We start from the raw sequence: 13,444 nt of genomic DNA, 5'->3' as shown, positions 1-13,444 counted from the left end.
CGACCTGGGAGCCGCCCGGCCGGGCAGGGTGCGGCGGAGGCGCACCGCCGGTCCTCAGCCGTCGAGGGGGCACGCTCCGGTGGCTGTGGCTGTGGCCGTGAGCCGGTCGCCCAGCGAGCTCCTCCGGTACAGCACATGCCGTCCGTCACGTGTCCGGGTGACCAGCCCGGTGGAGTGCAGGACCCGCAGGTGCTGGGAGACGGCGCTCGGGGTGACCCGGAGACGGCGGGCGAGCTCTGCGGTGGGCAGCGGCTCCTCCAGCAGGCCGAGCAGCCTCGCCCGGGGCGCACCGAGCAGCGACGTCAGGGCGGCCGGGTCGGGGGCCGGCATCTCCGAACCCCACAGTGTGGCCACTCCCCGGCTGGGATAGACGAGGCTGGGCGGCTCGTCCGGGCTGACGGGGGGCGCGGGCTTGTGGGCGAACACGGACGGCAGGAGCAGCAGCCCCCGGTCGGACGCCACGACCCGGTGCCTGCTGATCATCTTGTGGACGAACAGCTCCCCGTCCTGCCAGTGCAGGTTCGGGTGCATGTCGGCGAACAACTGCCGGGCACCTCCCAGGGCGAGCCGGCGGGCGCGGTAGGTCATGTCGGCTTCCAGCACCAGCCGCATCTGCGGCCACACCGGCTCGACGGCCACCTCCCAGTACCGCCGCAGGAGAGCGCAGATGGCGTCGCGGAGTCCGGCGACGGCGGCGTCCTCGGCGGCGGTGGCGTCGCGGAGGGCTTCGGGAACGGGGTCGGGCGCGTGCGCCAGCCGGAGGTCATGGCGGACCCGGGCGCAGGACGACTGGCGGACGACCGCGAGCTGTTCGTCGAAGCTCGGCGCGAAGCTCTGGGGATTCGGGGTCAGGAAGTCGGGCAGCGTGCGCCGCTGGGCGACCAGGGACATCAGCAGCCCGGTGTCGAGCGTGCCGAGGCTGCCGAGTACGGACCGGCGCCAGGGCAGGTGCAGCGGGGACAGGCCCGGATCCTGCAGCACCCGCAGGCTGAACAGGGTCTCGTGCAGGGGCGAGAGCGCGAAGCGGGTGTCCGCGAGGTCCTCGACACCGAGCACGAAGCTGATCATTAAGCCATACGCTACATCGATTGGCGGCACACCGTCGATGTCGTGGACTTCCTCCCATGACACACACAACCCGCGGGCGACGGGCGGCGACCCGAGGATGAGCCGCCGGATGGTCCTGATACTGGCCGTCACGTGTGCCGTGGCGGTGGGCAATCTCTACTTCCCGCAGGCGATCGGTCCGCTGGTCGCCGCCGGGCTGCAGGTCTCGCCCGACGCGGCCGCCACGGTGGTGACCGCCACCCAGGCCGGCTACACGGCCGGGATGGTCCTGCTGGTGCCGCTCGGCGACCGGCTCCCGCACCGCTCGTTCCTCGTCGCCCTGCTCGCCGTGACCGGCCTGGCACTGCTCGCCGCGGGGTGCGCACCGGCCTTGCCGGCCCTCGTCGCCGCCAGCACCCTCGTCGGCCTGACCACCGTGGGCGCGCAGATCGTCGGCCCCCTGGCGGCCGGTCTGGTGGCCGCCGACCGCCAGGGGGCGGTGATCGGCACCCTGCTGAGCGGATCGACCGGCGGCATGCTGCTGGCCCGTACCTTCAGCGGCACGCTCGGCGAGTGGCTGGGCTGGCGGGCCCCCTACCTCGTCGCAGCGGTCCTGGCCCTGCTCCTCGCCGGCGTCGTGGTGTTCGCGGTGCCGGCCACCGCCGCGTCCTCCCGCCGGCGGTACGCCGTGCTCCTGGCCGAGCCGCTGCGCCTGCTGCGGACCGAGCCGGAGCTGCGCCGCTCGTGCTTCTACCAGGCGACCGTCTTCGCCGGTTTCTCCGCGGTCTGGACCTGTCTGGCACTCCTGCTCGCCGGACCCGCCTACGGGCTGGGTGCCCAGGCGGTGGGAATGATCGCCCTGGTCGGCGCCGCGTCCATGGTCTGCACCCCGTTCGCCGGCCGGCTGGTGGACCGCTACGGCCCCGATCCGGTGAACCTCGTCTGCCTGCTCGGGGTCCTGGTCTCGGCCGCGGTCCTCACCGCCGGCGCCCGGGGCGGCGCCCTGGGCCTGGCCGCCCTGACCCTCGGCACGCTGGTCCTCGACACGGCGATGCAGTGCGGCATGGTCGCCAACCAGGTCCGTGTCTACGCCGTGCGCGCCGACGCCCGGAGCAGGCTCAACACCGCCTACATGACCTGCGCCTACCTGGGCGGCAGCGCGGGTTCCTGGCTCGGGGTACGCGTCTGGGGCCAGGCCGGATGGTGGGGCGTGTGCGTGCTCGTCGCGCTGCTGGCCGCGCTCGCCCTGGCCCGTCACCTGCCGGCGCGGTACCCGAGGACGCGCACCGAGGGCCCAGGCCGCCCCCGGAACACCGCGTGTTCCGGGGGCGGTTACGATTCTTGCCTGTAATCGTTTTCCCACCGGCGATTGTTCAGGTCCGCCCCCATGTCTGTCTTTCATAGGAGCAGAGCCGCCTGTGCGGCACTCGCTCTCCTCACGCTCAGCGCCTGCGGCTCCGGGGACTCCGGCGGCGGCCAGGCGGTCACCCTGACCACGCCCACCTGGGTCGGCGGCCAGGCCAACACGGCCGTGGCCGCGTACATCCTGGAGGAGGAGCTCGGCTACGAGGTCACCGTGCGGGAGATGGACGAGGACGACGCCTGGAAGGCCGTCGGCGAGGGCGAGGCCGACGCCATCCTGGAGGACTGGGGCCACCCGGATCTGGAGGAACGTTACGTCGATCGGCGGCAGACCGTCGTCCCCGCCGGGGACCTCGGCGTGACCGGCAAGATCGGCTGGTACCTGCCCGACTACGTCGCCGACGAGCATCCCGGCATCACGCGCTGGCAGGGGCTCAACAAGTACGCCGAGATGTTCGCCACCGCACGCACCGGCGACAAGGGGCGGCTGCTGGAGGGCTCCAAGGAGTTCATCACCCGCGACGAGCACCTGATCGACAACCTGGGGCTCGACTTCCGGACGGTCTACGCGGGCAGCGAGCAGGCCCAGATCGAGGAGATCCGGGAGAGCGCCCGGCAGCGGGAACCGTTCCTCACCTACTGGTGGCGTCCGCACTGGCTGGAGTCCGAGATCGAGCTCTCGGAGGTGGACCTGCCACCCCACTACCCCGGGTGCGACACCGACGAGAAGTCCGCCGAGTGCGGCTACCCCGAGACCGACCTGCGCAAGTTCCTCAACGCCGGGTTCGCGGAGGACGGCGGCGAGGCCGCCGAATTCCTGAAGAACTTCCAGTGGGGCGAGGAGGACCAGAACGAGGTCGCCAAGATGATCGCCCAGGACGGGATGGCGCCGCGGGCCGCGGCCGCACGCTGGGTCAAGGAGAACCCGGGCATCTGGAAGGTCTGGCTCTGGGACCTCTGACCGGCGCACCCCGCGCCCGCGGCGCCGGACCCGGCGCACCCCCGTGACGCCGGGGCGCCGGCCGGTGGGGATCGCGGCTCCCACCGGCCGCGGGGCGGGGGCGCGGGGGATCTCCGGGGAAGCCCCGCGAGCAGCCCCGCGCAGCCGCTACTCCCGGCCCTTCAGCATGCTCTCGGGCACCGCCCGGGTGGTCACCTGGAAGCGGTTCCAGGAGTTGATCGCCACGATCTGCGCGATGAGCTGCGCCAGCTCCTGCTCCTCGAAGTGCTTCGCGGCCTGCTCGTACACCTCGTCCGGCACGAACCCGTCGGTCAGCACCGTGATCGCCTCGGTGAGCGCGAGCGCCGCCCGCTCCCGCTCGGTGAAGAGGTCGCCGGCCTCCTCCCAGGCCCCGACCAGGTCGAGCCGGAGCTGCGACTCGCCCGTCTTCCGGGCGTCCGTGAGGTGCATGTCGATGCAGTACGCGCACTTGTTGATCTGCGAGGCGCGGATCTTGACCAGCTCGGCCACCACCGGGTCGAGACCCTCGGCGGCGGCCGCCTGGAAGGCGGCCATGGTGCGGTAGACGTCGGGGGAGAGCTTCCAGAGGTGCATGCGCGGGCCGGTCGTGTGGGCCGTCGTCCGAGTCGTCGTCATGGTCCCGACCCTAGGCGGGCGGTATCCCACGGGTATGGTCCATTTCCATGGTGGATTCCTGGGCCACTTCGCCCTCCGGCGCCGGGCAGCCGGACCCGTCCGGCCCCCGCCGCCCCGCTGCCGCACGCGCCACCGTCGGCGGGGTCGACCTGCACCTGGACCTGGAGGCCGGCCGCGGCCTGCGCGCCTCGCTGATGCGGGCCCTGCGCGCGGCCGTGCGGAACGGGCGGCTCTCCCCGGGCACCCGGCTGCCCTCCTCCCGGGCGCTCGCCGCCGACCTCGGCATCGCCCGCAACACCGTCGCCGACGCCTACGCCGAGCTGGTCGCCGAGGGCTGGCTGACCGCCCGTCAGGGCTCCGGCACCCGGGTGGCCCGCCGCGCCGAGCCGCCTGGCCGTCCGGTGCCCGGACCCCGCCGGGAACCCGCCGGCCGGCACCGTGCCACGGCCCGCCCCCGCCACGACCTGCGCAGCGGCCGCCCCGACACCTCCGCGTTCCCCCGCGCCGCCTGGCTCACCTCCGCACGCCGTGCGCTGAGCACCGCCCCGCACTCCGCCTTCGGCTACGCCGACCCCCTCGGCCGCCCGGAGCTGCGCCGCGCCCTCGCCGACTACCTGGCCCGGTCCCGCGGCGTCCGCGCAGACCCGGACCGCATCCTCATCGGCGCCGGGTTCGTGGACGCCCTCGACACCCTCGCCCGGGTGCTGCACGGGGGCGTGGCCGTGGAGGCGTACGGGCTCTGGTTCCACCGCGACATCCTGACCCGCGCCGGCCTGTCCGTCCCCCCGCTGCCGCTGGACGCGCACGGCACCCGGGTCGCGGCGCTGGCGGAGGCCGGACCGCGTGCGGTGCTGCTCACACCCGCCCACCAGTACCCCACGGGCGTCCCGCTGCACCCGGACCGCCGGGCGGCGGTGGTCGACTGGGCCCGTGGCCGGGACGGTCTGGTGCTGGAGGACGACTACGACGGCGAGTTCCGCTACGACCGCCGCCCGGTCGGCGCCGTCCAGGGGCTCGACCCGGACCGGGTGCTCTATCTGGGCACCGCCAGCAAGAGCCTGGCCCCCGCCCTGCGGCTGGGCTGGACGGTGCTCCCCGACTCCCTGGTGGACCCGGTGCTGGCGGTCCGCGCGGAGCGCCACCACGGGGCGCTGGACCAGCTCACGCTCGCGGACTTCCTGGAGCGCGGGGCGTACGACCGGCATGTACGGGCCATGCGGCAGCGCTACCGGCGCCGCCGGGACCGCCTCGTCGCCACCCTCGCCGAGCGGCTGCCGCAGCTCCGCGTCACCGGCCTCGCCGCCGGACTGCACGCCGTGCTGGAGCTGCCCCCCGGCTCCGAGCAGCGCGTGGTGCACGCCGCCACCCGGCGGGGGCTGGCGGTGGAGGGGCTGTCCCGCTTCCGGCACCCCGGCGCCGCCCCCGGCCCGATGGACCGCGACGCGCTCGTGGTCGGCTACGGCGCCCCGCCCGAGCACGCCTGGCCGTCCACCCTCGACGCCCTCTGCACCACCCTCACCGAGGAGCTGGGCCGTCCCGGCGGCTGAGCGCCGGTTCTGAGCCCGGTTCAAGCGGGCTCGACGCGGGGGGCTCCGGGTGAGGCCGGGCGCGGAGACGCGCCGTGCGGGCCGATGAGTTTCCGGTCCGCCACGGGTCTGCACGGGAGGACGCCCGATTGACGGAAGGAAACTCCATGGCAAGCCTGATGGTCGACTCCATCATGTCCCTCGACGGGTACGGCGCAGCCGAGGGCTGGCCCGGATGGTGGGGCATGGAGGGCCCCGAGTACTTCGCGTGGCTGGAGGAGGACGGCAGGAACGACTGGGTCACGCTGATGGGCGCGACGACGTACCGGTTGATGTCCGCGTTCGCCGAGCGGGGCGAGGAGGGTGTCGACGCGCTGACCGCGCTGGACAAGGTGGTGTTCTCCTCGACCCTGGCCGCGCCCTTGTCCTGGGCCAACACCGAGCTGGTCACCGGCGACGCGGTCGAATCCGTGCGCGAGATGAAGCGCGGCTCGCGGGACCTGCGCACCCTCGGCAGCCTCAGCCTTTCCCGCTCGCTGCTGAGGGCCGGCCTCGTCGACCGGTTCCGCGTGGTCGTCTTCCCCGTGATCACCGGGGCGACCGGGCAGGACCGGATCTTCGACGGCTACCCCGATGTCAGGCTCGACCTCGTCGAGAGCCGCACCCTCGACGGCCGTGCGCAGATGCTCGACTACCGGCCGACCGTGCTCGACGGGCCGCCGGGAACCGGTCCGCGGTGACCGGGACAACCCCGGCCGGCCGGGTACTCCAGCCGGACTCCGCCTGACCCGGGACGACTCCGGGGCTGAAGGCAGGGGCGGGTGGCTCCTGAGGGGGAGTCGCACGGAGGCTGCCGGCCCTGGAGACCGGCGCCGGACCGGGCCCCGGGCGCCGGGGAGCCGGGCCGGGGAGCCGGTCCCGGCCGGGCGGCCGCCCGGCCGGGGACCCTCCGGCCCCGGCCCGGGGCTCAGCCGGCCAGCACCGCGCGGAGCTGGTCCAGCCCCCAGTCCAGGTCCTCCTTGGAGATCACCAGCGGCGGCGCGATGCGGAGCGTCGACCCGTGGGTGTCCTTCACCAGCACCCCGCGCTCCATCAGCCGTTCGGAGATCTCCCGCCCGGTGCCGTGCGCCGGGTCGATGTCCACCCCGGCCCACAGCCCGCGGCCGCGCACCTCCCGTACGACGCCCTCGCCGGTCAGCAGACCCAGCTCCCGGTGCAGGTGCTCGCCCAGCTCCCGGGCCCGCTCCTGGTACTCGCCGGTGCGCAGCATCGCGACGACCTCCAGGCCGACGGCGCAGGCCAGCGGGTTTCCGCCGAAGGTGGAGCCGTGCTCGCCGGGCCGGTAGACGCCGAGCACGTCCCGGTCGGCCACCACCGCCGACACCGGCACCACGCCGCCGCCGAGCGCCTTCCCCAGCACGTACATGTCGGGGACCACGTCCTCGTGCGCGCAGGCGAAGGTGGCGCCGGTGCGGCCGAGCCCGGACTGGATCTCGTCGGCGACGAAGAGCACGTTCCGGGAGCGGGTGAGCTCACGTACGCCCGCCAGGTAGCCCGCCGGCGGCACCAGCACGCCCGCCTCGCCCTGGACCGGCTCCAGCAGCACCGCCACGGTGTCCTCGTCGACCGCCGCCTCCAGCGCCGCCAGGTCCCCGTACGGCACGATCTCGAAGCCCGGTGTGTACGGGCCGAAGTCCGCCCGGGCCTCCTCGTCCGTGGAGAAGCTCACGATGGTCGTGGTACGGCCGTGGAAGTTGTTCTCGGCGACGACGATCTTCGCCCGCCCGTCCGGCACGCCCTTGACCCGGTACCCCCACTTGCGGGCCGTCTTGACGGCGGTCTCGACCGCCTCGGCCCCGGTGTTCATCGGCAGCACCATCTCCTTGCCGCACAGCTCGCCCAGCGCCGCGCAGAACTCCGCGAAGCGCTCGTGGTGGAAGGCGCGCGAGGTCAGGGTGACCCGGTCGAGCTGCGCCTTGGCGGCCGCGACGAGGCGGGGGTGGCCGTGCCCGAAGTTCAGCGCCGAGTACCCGGCCAGCATGTCCAGGTAGCGCTTCCCCTCCACGTCCGTCATCCAGGCGCCGTCCGCGGTGGAGACGACGACCGGCAGCGGGTGGTAGTTGTGCGCGCTGTGCGCGTCGGAGGAGGCGATCAGCTCCGCGGAAGTGACCATGGGTGGGTACTCCGTTCTTCTTGTGGTGCCGACAGGCGGTGCCTCTTTCTATCGTCGGCCGACCCTCGCGCGCAGAAAACTTCGGCAATCCGGGGCGTCCCGGTGAAGAAGCCCGCCGAGGGCGGGACGCGTCGCGGCCCGTGCGCCCGGCGGGACCGTCCGCTCTGCGAGAATGGAGCGCATGGCCAACGAACGTCGTCCACGTGTCCTGTCCGGGATCCAGCCCACGGCCGGCTCCTTCCACCTCGGCAACTATCTCGGTGCCGTACGCCAGTGGGTGGCCCTGCAGCAGACGCACGACGCCTTCTACATGGTCGTCGACCTGCACGCGATCACCGTCCCGCAGGACCCGGCTGAGCTGCGCAAGAGCACCCGGCTGGCCGCCGCCCAGCTGCTGGCCGCCGGCCTGGACCCGGAGCGCTGCACCCTCTTCATCCAGAGCCACGTGCCCGAGCACGCCCAGCTCGCCTGGGTGATGAACTGCATGACCGGCTTCGGCGAGGCGTCCCGGATGACGCAGTTCAAGGACAAGGCCGCCAAGCAGGGCACCGAGGGCACCACCGTCGGGCTCTTCACCTACCCGATCCTGCAGATCGCGGACATCCTGCTCTACCACGCCGCGCAGGTCCCGGTCGGTGAGGACCAGCGGCAGCACATCGAGATCACCCGGGACGTCGCCGAGCGCTTCAACACGCGCTACGGCCGCACCTTCACCATCCCGGAGCCGTACATCCTCAAGGAGACGGCGAAGATCTACGACCTCCAGGACCCGACGATCAAGATGAGCAAGTCGGCCTCCTCGCCGAAGGGCATCATCAACCTGCTGGACGAGCCGAAGACCTCCGCCAAGAAGATCAGGAGCGCGGTCACGGACACCGGCACCGAGATCCGCTTCGACGAGGCGGAGAAGCCCGGTGTGAGCAATCTCCTGACCATCCACGCCACCCTCACCGGCACGAGCATCGCGGAGCTGGAGCAGTCCTACGCCGGCAAGGGCTACGGCGCGCTCAAGACCGATCTGTCCGAGATCGTGGCGGACTGGGTGGCTCCGTTCCGGGCGCGTACCGAGGAATACCTGGACGATCCGGAAACGCTGGACTCGCTGCTCGCCAAGGGCGCGGAGAAGGCGCGGGCGGTCGCCGCCGAGACGCTGGCGGACGCCTACGACAAGGTCGGTCTCGTGCCGGCCAAGCACTGAGGCACAGAACCGTCGCATTGCGGCCGCCGAGGGTCCACACTGGCACGGGCACGCGCGCACCGGCCCCCGGGCCGTCCGCGGCCGCACCGCCCCGGACCAGGCCCGCGGCGGGCGCGGCCTCGGTACGGGCGGGCGCGGACCCGCACGGACGCGCACGACACAGAAGGGAGAAGGACGTGGGGACCGTCACACTCGGTGTCTCGATCGCGGTCCCGGAGCCGTACGGCAGCCTGCTCCAGGACTGCCGCACAGGCTTCGGTGACACCGCCGCACACGGCATCCCCACGCACGTCACCCTGCTGCCGCCGACCGAGGTGGACGCCGCCGAACGGCCCGCCATCGAGGAGCACCTGGCGGCCGTCGCGGCGGCCGGCCGGGCGTTCCCGATGCGGCTCTCCGGCACGGACAGTTTCCGGCCGCTGTCGCCGGTGGTCTTCGTCCGGGTCGTGGAGGGCACCTCGGCCTGCCACTGGCTCCAGGAGCGGGTGCGCGGCGCCGACGGCCCGCTGCGGCACCGGGAGCTGACCTTCCCGTACCACCCGCACGTCACCATCGCGCACGGCATCGACGAGGGCGCGATGGACCGCGCCCACGCCGAGCTCGCCGACTTCGAGGCGGCCTGGACGGTGGGCGGCTTCGCCCTCTACGAACAGGGCGCCGACGGCGTCTGGCGGCTCCAGCGGCACTTCCGCTTCGCGGACCGGCAGCCCCGCGCACCCCTGCCGCACCAGGCCCAGCACCCGGGTCCGGCGCCCGCCGCGCCGCTGCCGCCCCCGCGTCCCCTGGGCACCCTCGGCCCGCCTCCGGTCACCCCGCCGGGCCCGCCCGGCACGGAGGCCCTGCACGGCGCCTCCTGAGCGTTCCCCGGCGCGGGAGACCCGGCGCGGGGCCCGCCGCACGCGCCCGCCGGGGTGACGACGGCGCGCACCGGGTACACGGCGATCATGGACTGGCTGACCCGACTCCCCGTGATCGGTCCCGCGGCCGCGTGGTTCTTCCGGACCCGGGTGTGGCGGGTCTACGAGCACCTCGACGAACGCAGGTGGACCCGGCTCGCCGCGGCCGTCACCTTCACCAGTTTCCTCGCGCTCTTCCCCATGCTTGCCGTCGGCTTCGCCACCGGGGCCGCCTTCCTCTCCCCGGAAGGGATGCGGCGGACCGAGGAGTGGCTCGCCGGCCAGATGCCCGGCATCTCCGGCGGGCTGGACCTCCAGTCGCTCGCCGGGAACGCGGGCACGGTCGGTCTCGTCGGTGGCGCGCTGCTGCTCGTCACCGGCGCCCGCTGGGCCGGCACGCTCCGCGAGTCGCTGCGCGCCGTCTGGGACCTGGAGGAGGACCCGGGGAACGTGGTGCTTCTCAAGGTCAAGGACCTGGGCCTGCTGGCCGGCCTGGGCGCCCTCGGGCTGGTCTCGGTCGCCGGCTCGGCCCTCGGGCTCGCCGCCGTCGGCCGGGCCGCCGAAGAGATCGGGCTCGCCGGGGACGGCGCCGGAAACTGGCTGCTCCGGGCCGCCGGGTACGCGGCCGCCCTCACCACCGACTTCCTGCTGCTCTGGTACCTCCTGAAGTGGCTGCCCCGGGTGGCGCCGCCGCGACACGCGCTGATCACCGCGGGGGTGACGGGGGCGGTCGGCTTCGAGCTGCTGAAGCTCCTGCTCGGCGGCTACCTCCAGGGCGTCGCCGCCAAGAGCATGTACGGCGCCTTCGGGGCGCCCGTCGCGCTGCTGCTGTGGATCAGCTTCATGACGAAGCTGCTGCTCTTCTGCGCAGCCTGGACCGCGACCGAGAAGCCGGGCGAGCCGGTACGGGACCTGGCGACCGGGGAGGAGGCGCTGACCCCGGACCCGGAGGCCCCCGACCCCTGCGCCCCGGGCGCCGAGGGAGCGCCGGAGACGCGGACCGGCGAGACCGCCGCGGGCACGGGGGACGCCGAGGGCCCCGGGGACGCCCGGGCCGCACGGAACGCCTCCACGGCAACGGGCGCACCGGGGCCGCCGGGCGGGCCGGAGCCTGCGAGTCCACGGGAGTCCCCGGGCGGACCGGCGTCTCCGGACACGCGGGAGTCGCCGGTCGGGCCGGAGCCGCCGGGCGGACCCGAGTCCCCGGACACGCGCCGGGCCCCGGTCGCCTCCCGGGAGCGCTGACCGCGCCCCCGGGCGACCGCCCCGACCGGGCGCGCTACTTCTGCGGCTTCTCCGGGCCGCTTCCGGGGCCGCCACCGCTCGCCGGGGGCCCGCTCCGGAGGCGGGAGAGGTCCGGGAGCGCCGCCGGCCACCGCCGGTGCACCAGGAAGGCCAGGCCCGTCAGCACCACCACCGAGCCGCCGGCGACACCCAGGGCGATCCCCATGCCGCCCCCGCCGGAGCCGCCCGGCCCCTCGGCGCCGGCCGACACCACCGTGGCCCCGTCCGGGTCCTGCGTGCCGCCGGGGTTCTTGGCCCCGGCCTCGTCGGTGTCGGCGCCCGCCTGCTCCTCACCGGTGCCGGGCGGCACCAGCTCGCCCACCGGGCGCACCGCGTCGGCCGCCTCGAAGCCCCAGTCGAAGAGCGCGGCGGTCTCCTTGTAGACCTCCTGCGAGCCGCCCTCCTGCGGGTTCATGACGGTGACGAGCAGCACCCGGCCGTCCCGCTCGGCGACTCCGGTGAAGGTGTGGCCGGCGTTCGAGGTGTAGCCGTTCTTCACCCCGGCGATCCCGGGGTAGGGGTCGAGCCCGTAGTCCCCGGTGAGCAGCCGGTTGGTGTTCTGGATCTGGAAGTGCTTGCGCTTCCGCTGCTCGTCGTCCGGCTTCGCGTCCGCGGTCGCCTCCGGGTCCCCCTCGGGGGTCTGCCGGGTCGTGGGCGTCGTCCCGCCGCCGTCCTCTTCGCCCCTCTTGTCGCCCTCGTCGCCCTTGTCGTCCTTCCACTCGCCGGGGAAGCGGGTCCGCACCGTGGAGGCGTAGCGCCGGAAGTCCTCCTTCTGCATCCCCGAGCGGGCGATCAGCGTCAGGTCGTAAGCCGACGACACCTGCCCGGGCGCGTCGTACCCGTCCGGGCTGACCACGTGTGTGTCCAGCGCGCGCAACTCCCGGGCGTGCGCGTTCATCTCCGCGACGGTCTGCTTCTTGCCGCCGTTGATCGCGCAGAGCACGTGCACCGCGTCGTTCCCGGACCGCAGGAACACGCCGTTCCACAGGTCCTCGACGGTGTAGGGCAGTCCCTCCTTGACGCCCACCTTGCTGCTGCCGGAGCCCATGCCCTCCAGATCCTCGCGCTTGACCGTGTACTCCATCGTCGCGGGGTACTTCGGCAGCAGGACGTCGGCGAGGAGCATCTTCAAGGTGCTCGCCGGGGCCAGTTCCCAGTGCGCGTTGTGCGCGGCCAGCACGTTTCCGGACTCCGCGTCGGCCACGATCCAGGACCGGGCCGAGAGCTTCTTCGGCAGCTTGGGCGCGCCCTCACCCGGCAGCGGGTCGACCTGGGTGCCCGGCCGTCCCAGCTTGGCGCCGCCGATGGTGGACATCCGCGCGGGCGGCTTCGGCTCGTCCTCGCCCGGGGCCTGCGGCGCTGCGGGCGCAGCGGCGGCGGGGGACAGCAGACACGGCGTCAGGAACGCGGCGACGGCCGCTCCGAGCAGTGGGGCCCGGCGCGCCCGGCGGCGTACGGCAGAGGAGATCGTCGGCACACCGATGAACGTACAGGCACACGGGTGCGATGTGGACCTCGCGGGGTCACCCGGCGACACTTCTCGCCCCGACCGGCGACCAGGTTAGCCCGATAGCCATACTTGCCTCATGTCCCGCAACCCCGACGACCCCGGTGACGCCGGTGACCCCGGCGACCGCCGCCACTCCGGTGACCCGGCGCCGAAGCCCCGCGTCCTGTCCCGCCGCGTGTCCTGGTTCCTGCTGGCCTTCGGCGTGTGGTCCTGGTTCATCTGGATCACCTTCGTCAAGAACCTGTGGCAGGACGCCGGCGGCCTGGCCTTCGAGGACGGCGAACCGACAGGATACTTCTGGGTCCATCTGCTGCTCGCCGTCACCTCCTTCGCCCTCGGCACGGCGATCGGCGTGATCGGCTGGCGGGGGCTCCGGGCGCTGCGCGGGGGGCGGGCATGATCGTCTTCGCCGTCCTGATCATGGTGGCCGTCCTCGCGGTCCTCACCGGCGTCCACTGGTACCTCTGGCGCCGTCTGGTGCGGGACGTCTCCCGGCCGGGCGGCCGGTGGCGGCGCACGGGCACGGTGCTCGCCGTCCTGCTGCCGCTCACCACCGTCGGGTCCATGGTCGCCGGGCGCGCCGGCGCGCCCTTCGCGGTCGAGCAGGTGCTGGCCTGGCCCGGGTACCTCTGGCTCGCGACCCTGCTCTACCTCACCCTGGCGCTCCTCGCGGGCGAGCTCGTACGCCCGCTGCTGCGCCGCGCCCTCGCCCGCGGCGACGCGGGCGCGCGGGACGAACCGGCGGGGGAGGAGCCTGCCTCCCGGGCGTCCGGCGGCGCGCCCGCCTCCCCGGGCGGCGCGGAGACGGCCAGCGACCAGAGCTCGAAGTCCGCCTTCTCGACACCGGGGAT

At 73.9% G+C, this 13,444-nt stretch carries 12 protein-coding genes and 1 pseudogene; 9 read left to right on the top strand and 4 right to left on the bottom strand.

Annotation, left to right across the window (positions count from 1 at the left end):
• Positions 1-54: 54 nt before the first annotated feature.
• Positions 55-1,068, bottom strand: coding sequence for a helix-turn-helix transcriptional regulator (locus tag HOY81_RS19150; RefSeq protein WP_237321686.1), 1,014 nt, complete (start codon positions 1,066-1,068; stop codon positions 55-57).
• 109 nt (positions 1,069-1,177) lie between these two features.
• Between HOY81_RS19150 and HOY81_RS19145 the strand changes: the two genes are divergently transcribed.
• Both HOY81_RS19145 and HOY81_RS19140 read left to right on the top strand, forming a co-directional pair.
• A complete protein-coding gene (locus tag HOY81_RS19145; RefSeq protein ID WP_237321685.1) occupies positions 1,178-2,398 on the top strand; it encodes an MFS transporter in 1,221 nt (406 codons plus the stop codon).
• 36 nt (positions 2,399-2,434) lie between these two features.
• Positions 2,435-3,370 carry an ABC transporter substrate-binding protein gene (locus HOY81_RS19140; RefSeq protein ID WP_237321684.1) on the top strand — a complete coding sequence of 312 codons (936 nt, stop codon included), beginning with the start codon at positions 2,435-2,437 and terminating at the stop codon, positions 3,368-3,370.
• A 147-nt stretch (positions 3,371-3,517) separates the two neighbouring features.
• Here HOY81_RS19140 and HOY81_RS19135 read toward each other — a convergent pair whose 3' ends face one another.
• Positions 3,518-4,006, bottom strand: a complete 489-nt coding sequence (locus tag HOY81_RS19135) for a carboxymuconolactone decarboxylase family protein (RefSeq protein ID WP_237321683.1) — start codon at positions 4,004-4,006, stop codon at positions 3,518-3,520.
• A gap of 47 nt (positions 4,007-4,053) precedes the next feature.
• Here HOY81_RS19135 and HOY81_RS19130 point away from each other — a divergent pair, with 47 nt between their 5' ends.
• Together HOY81_RS19130 and HOY81_RS19125 are read left to right on the top strand one after the other, a co-directional pair.
• Positions 4,054-5,553: a PLP-dependent aminotransferase family protein gene (locus tag HOY81_RS19130; RefSeq protein WP_237321682.1), complete on the top strand. Its 1,500-nt coding sequence runs from the start codon at positions 4,054-4,056 to the stop codon at positions 5,551-5,553.
• Between the two features lie 146 nt (positions 5,554-5,699).
• Positions 5,700-6,272, top strand: a complete 573-nt coding sequence (locus tag HOY81_RS19125; RefSeq protein WP_237321681.1) for a dihydrofolate reductase family protein — start codon at positions 5,700-5,702, stop codon at positions 6,270-6,272.
• 227 nt (positions 6,273-6,499) lie between these two features.
• Here HOY81_RS19125 and rocD read toward each other — a convergent pair whose 3' ends face one another.
• Positions 6,500-7,705, bottom strand: a complete 1,206-nt coding sequence (gene rocD / locus HOY81_RS19120) for an ornithine--oxo-acid transaminase (protein ID WP_237321680.1) — start codon at positions 7,703-7,705, stop codon at positions 6,500-6,502.
• A gap of 181 nt (positions 7,706-7,886) precedes the next feature.
• Between rocD and trpS the strand changes: the two genes are divergently transcribed.
• The 3 genes from trpS to HOY81_RS19105 all read left to right on the top strand — a co-directional run bounded on the left by trpS (position 7,887) and on the right by HOY81_RS19105 (position 11,044).
• Complete coding sequence (gene trpS / locus HOY81_RS19115; RefSeq protein WP_237321679.1) at positions 7,887-8,903, top strand: tryptophan--tRNA ligase; 1,017 nt, start codon at positions 7,887-7,889, stop codon at positions 8,901-8,903.
• Positions 8,904-9,079: 176 nt separating this feature from the next.
• The gene (locus HOY81_RS19110; protein ID WP_237321678.1) at positions 9,080-9,760 is read left to right on the top strand and encodes a 2'-5' RNA ligase family protein; all 681 of its coding nucleotides are present in this window, start codon (positions 9,080-9,082) and stop codon (positions 9,758-9,760) included.
• A gap of 87 nt (positions 9,761-9,847) precedes the next feature.
• Positions 9,848-11,044, top strand: a complete 1,197-nt coding sequence (locus HOY81_RS19105) for a YihY/virulence factor BrkB family protein (RefSeq protein WP_237321677.1) — start codon at positions 9,848-9,850, stop codon at positions 11,042-11,044.
• Positions 11,045-11,078: 34 nt separating this feature from the next.
• Here HOY81_RS19105 and HOY81_RS19100 read toward each other — a convergent pair whose 3' ends face one another.
• Positions 11,079-12,560, bottom strand: a complete 1,482-nt coding sequence (locus HOY81_RS19100) for a D-alanyl-D-alanine carboxypeptidase family protein (RefSeq protein ID WP_237321676.1) — start codon at positions 12,558-12,560, stop codon at positions 11,079-11,081.
• A gap of 196 nt (positions 12,561-12,756) precedes the next feature.
• On the opposite strand from HOY81_RS19100, the gene HOY81_RS19095 reads away from it, so the two are divergent.
• Both HOY81_RS19095 and HOY81_RS19090 read left to right on the top strand, forming a co-directional pair.
• Complete coding sequence (locus HOY81_RS19095) at positions 12,757-12,993, top strand: SCO4848 family membrane protein (protein WP_237321704.1); 237 nt, start codon at positions 12,757-12,759, stop codon at positions 12,991-12,993.
• Positions 12,990-13,444, top strand: a pseudogene (locus tag HOY81_RS19090) (metallophosphoesterase); the annotation flags it as partial. The gene HOY81_RS19095 and the pseudogene HOY81_RS19090, both read left to right, overlap by 4 nt.

Origin of the sequence: Streptomyces sp. JJ36 (assembly GCF_021696945.1) — a bacterium.
In the GTDB taxonomy this organism is placed as follows: domain Bacteria; phylum Actinomycetota; class Actinomycetes; order Streptomycetales; family Streptomycetaceae; genus Streptomyces.
This window is presented reverse-complemented; position numbering and strand designations above follow the sequence as displayed.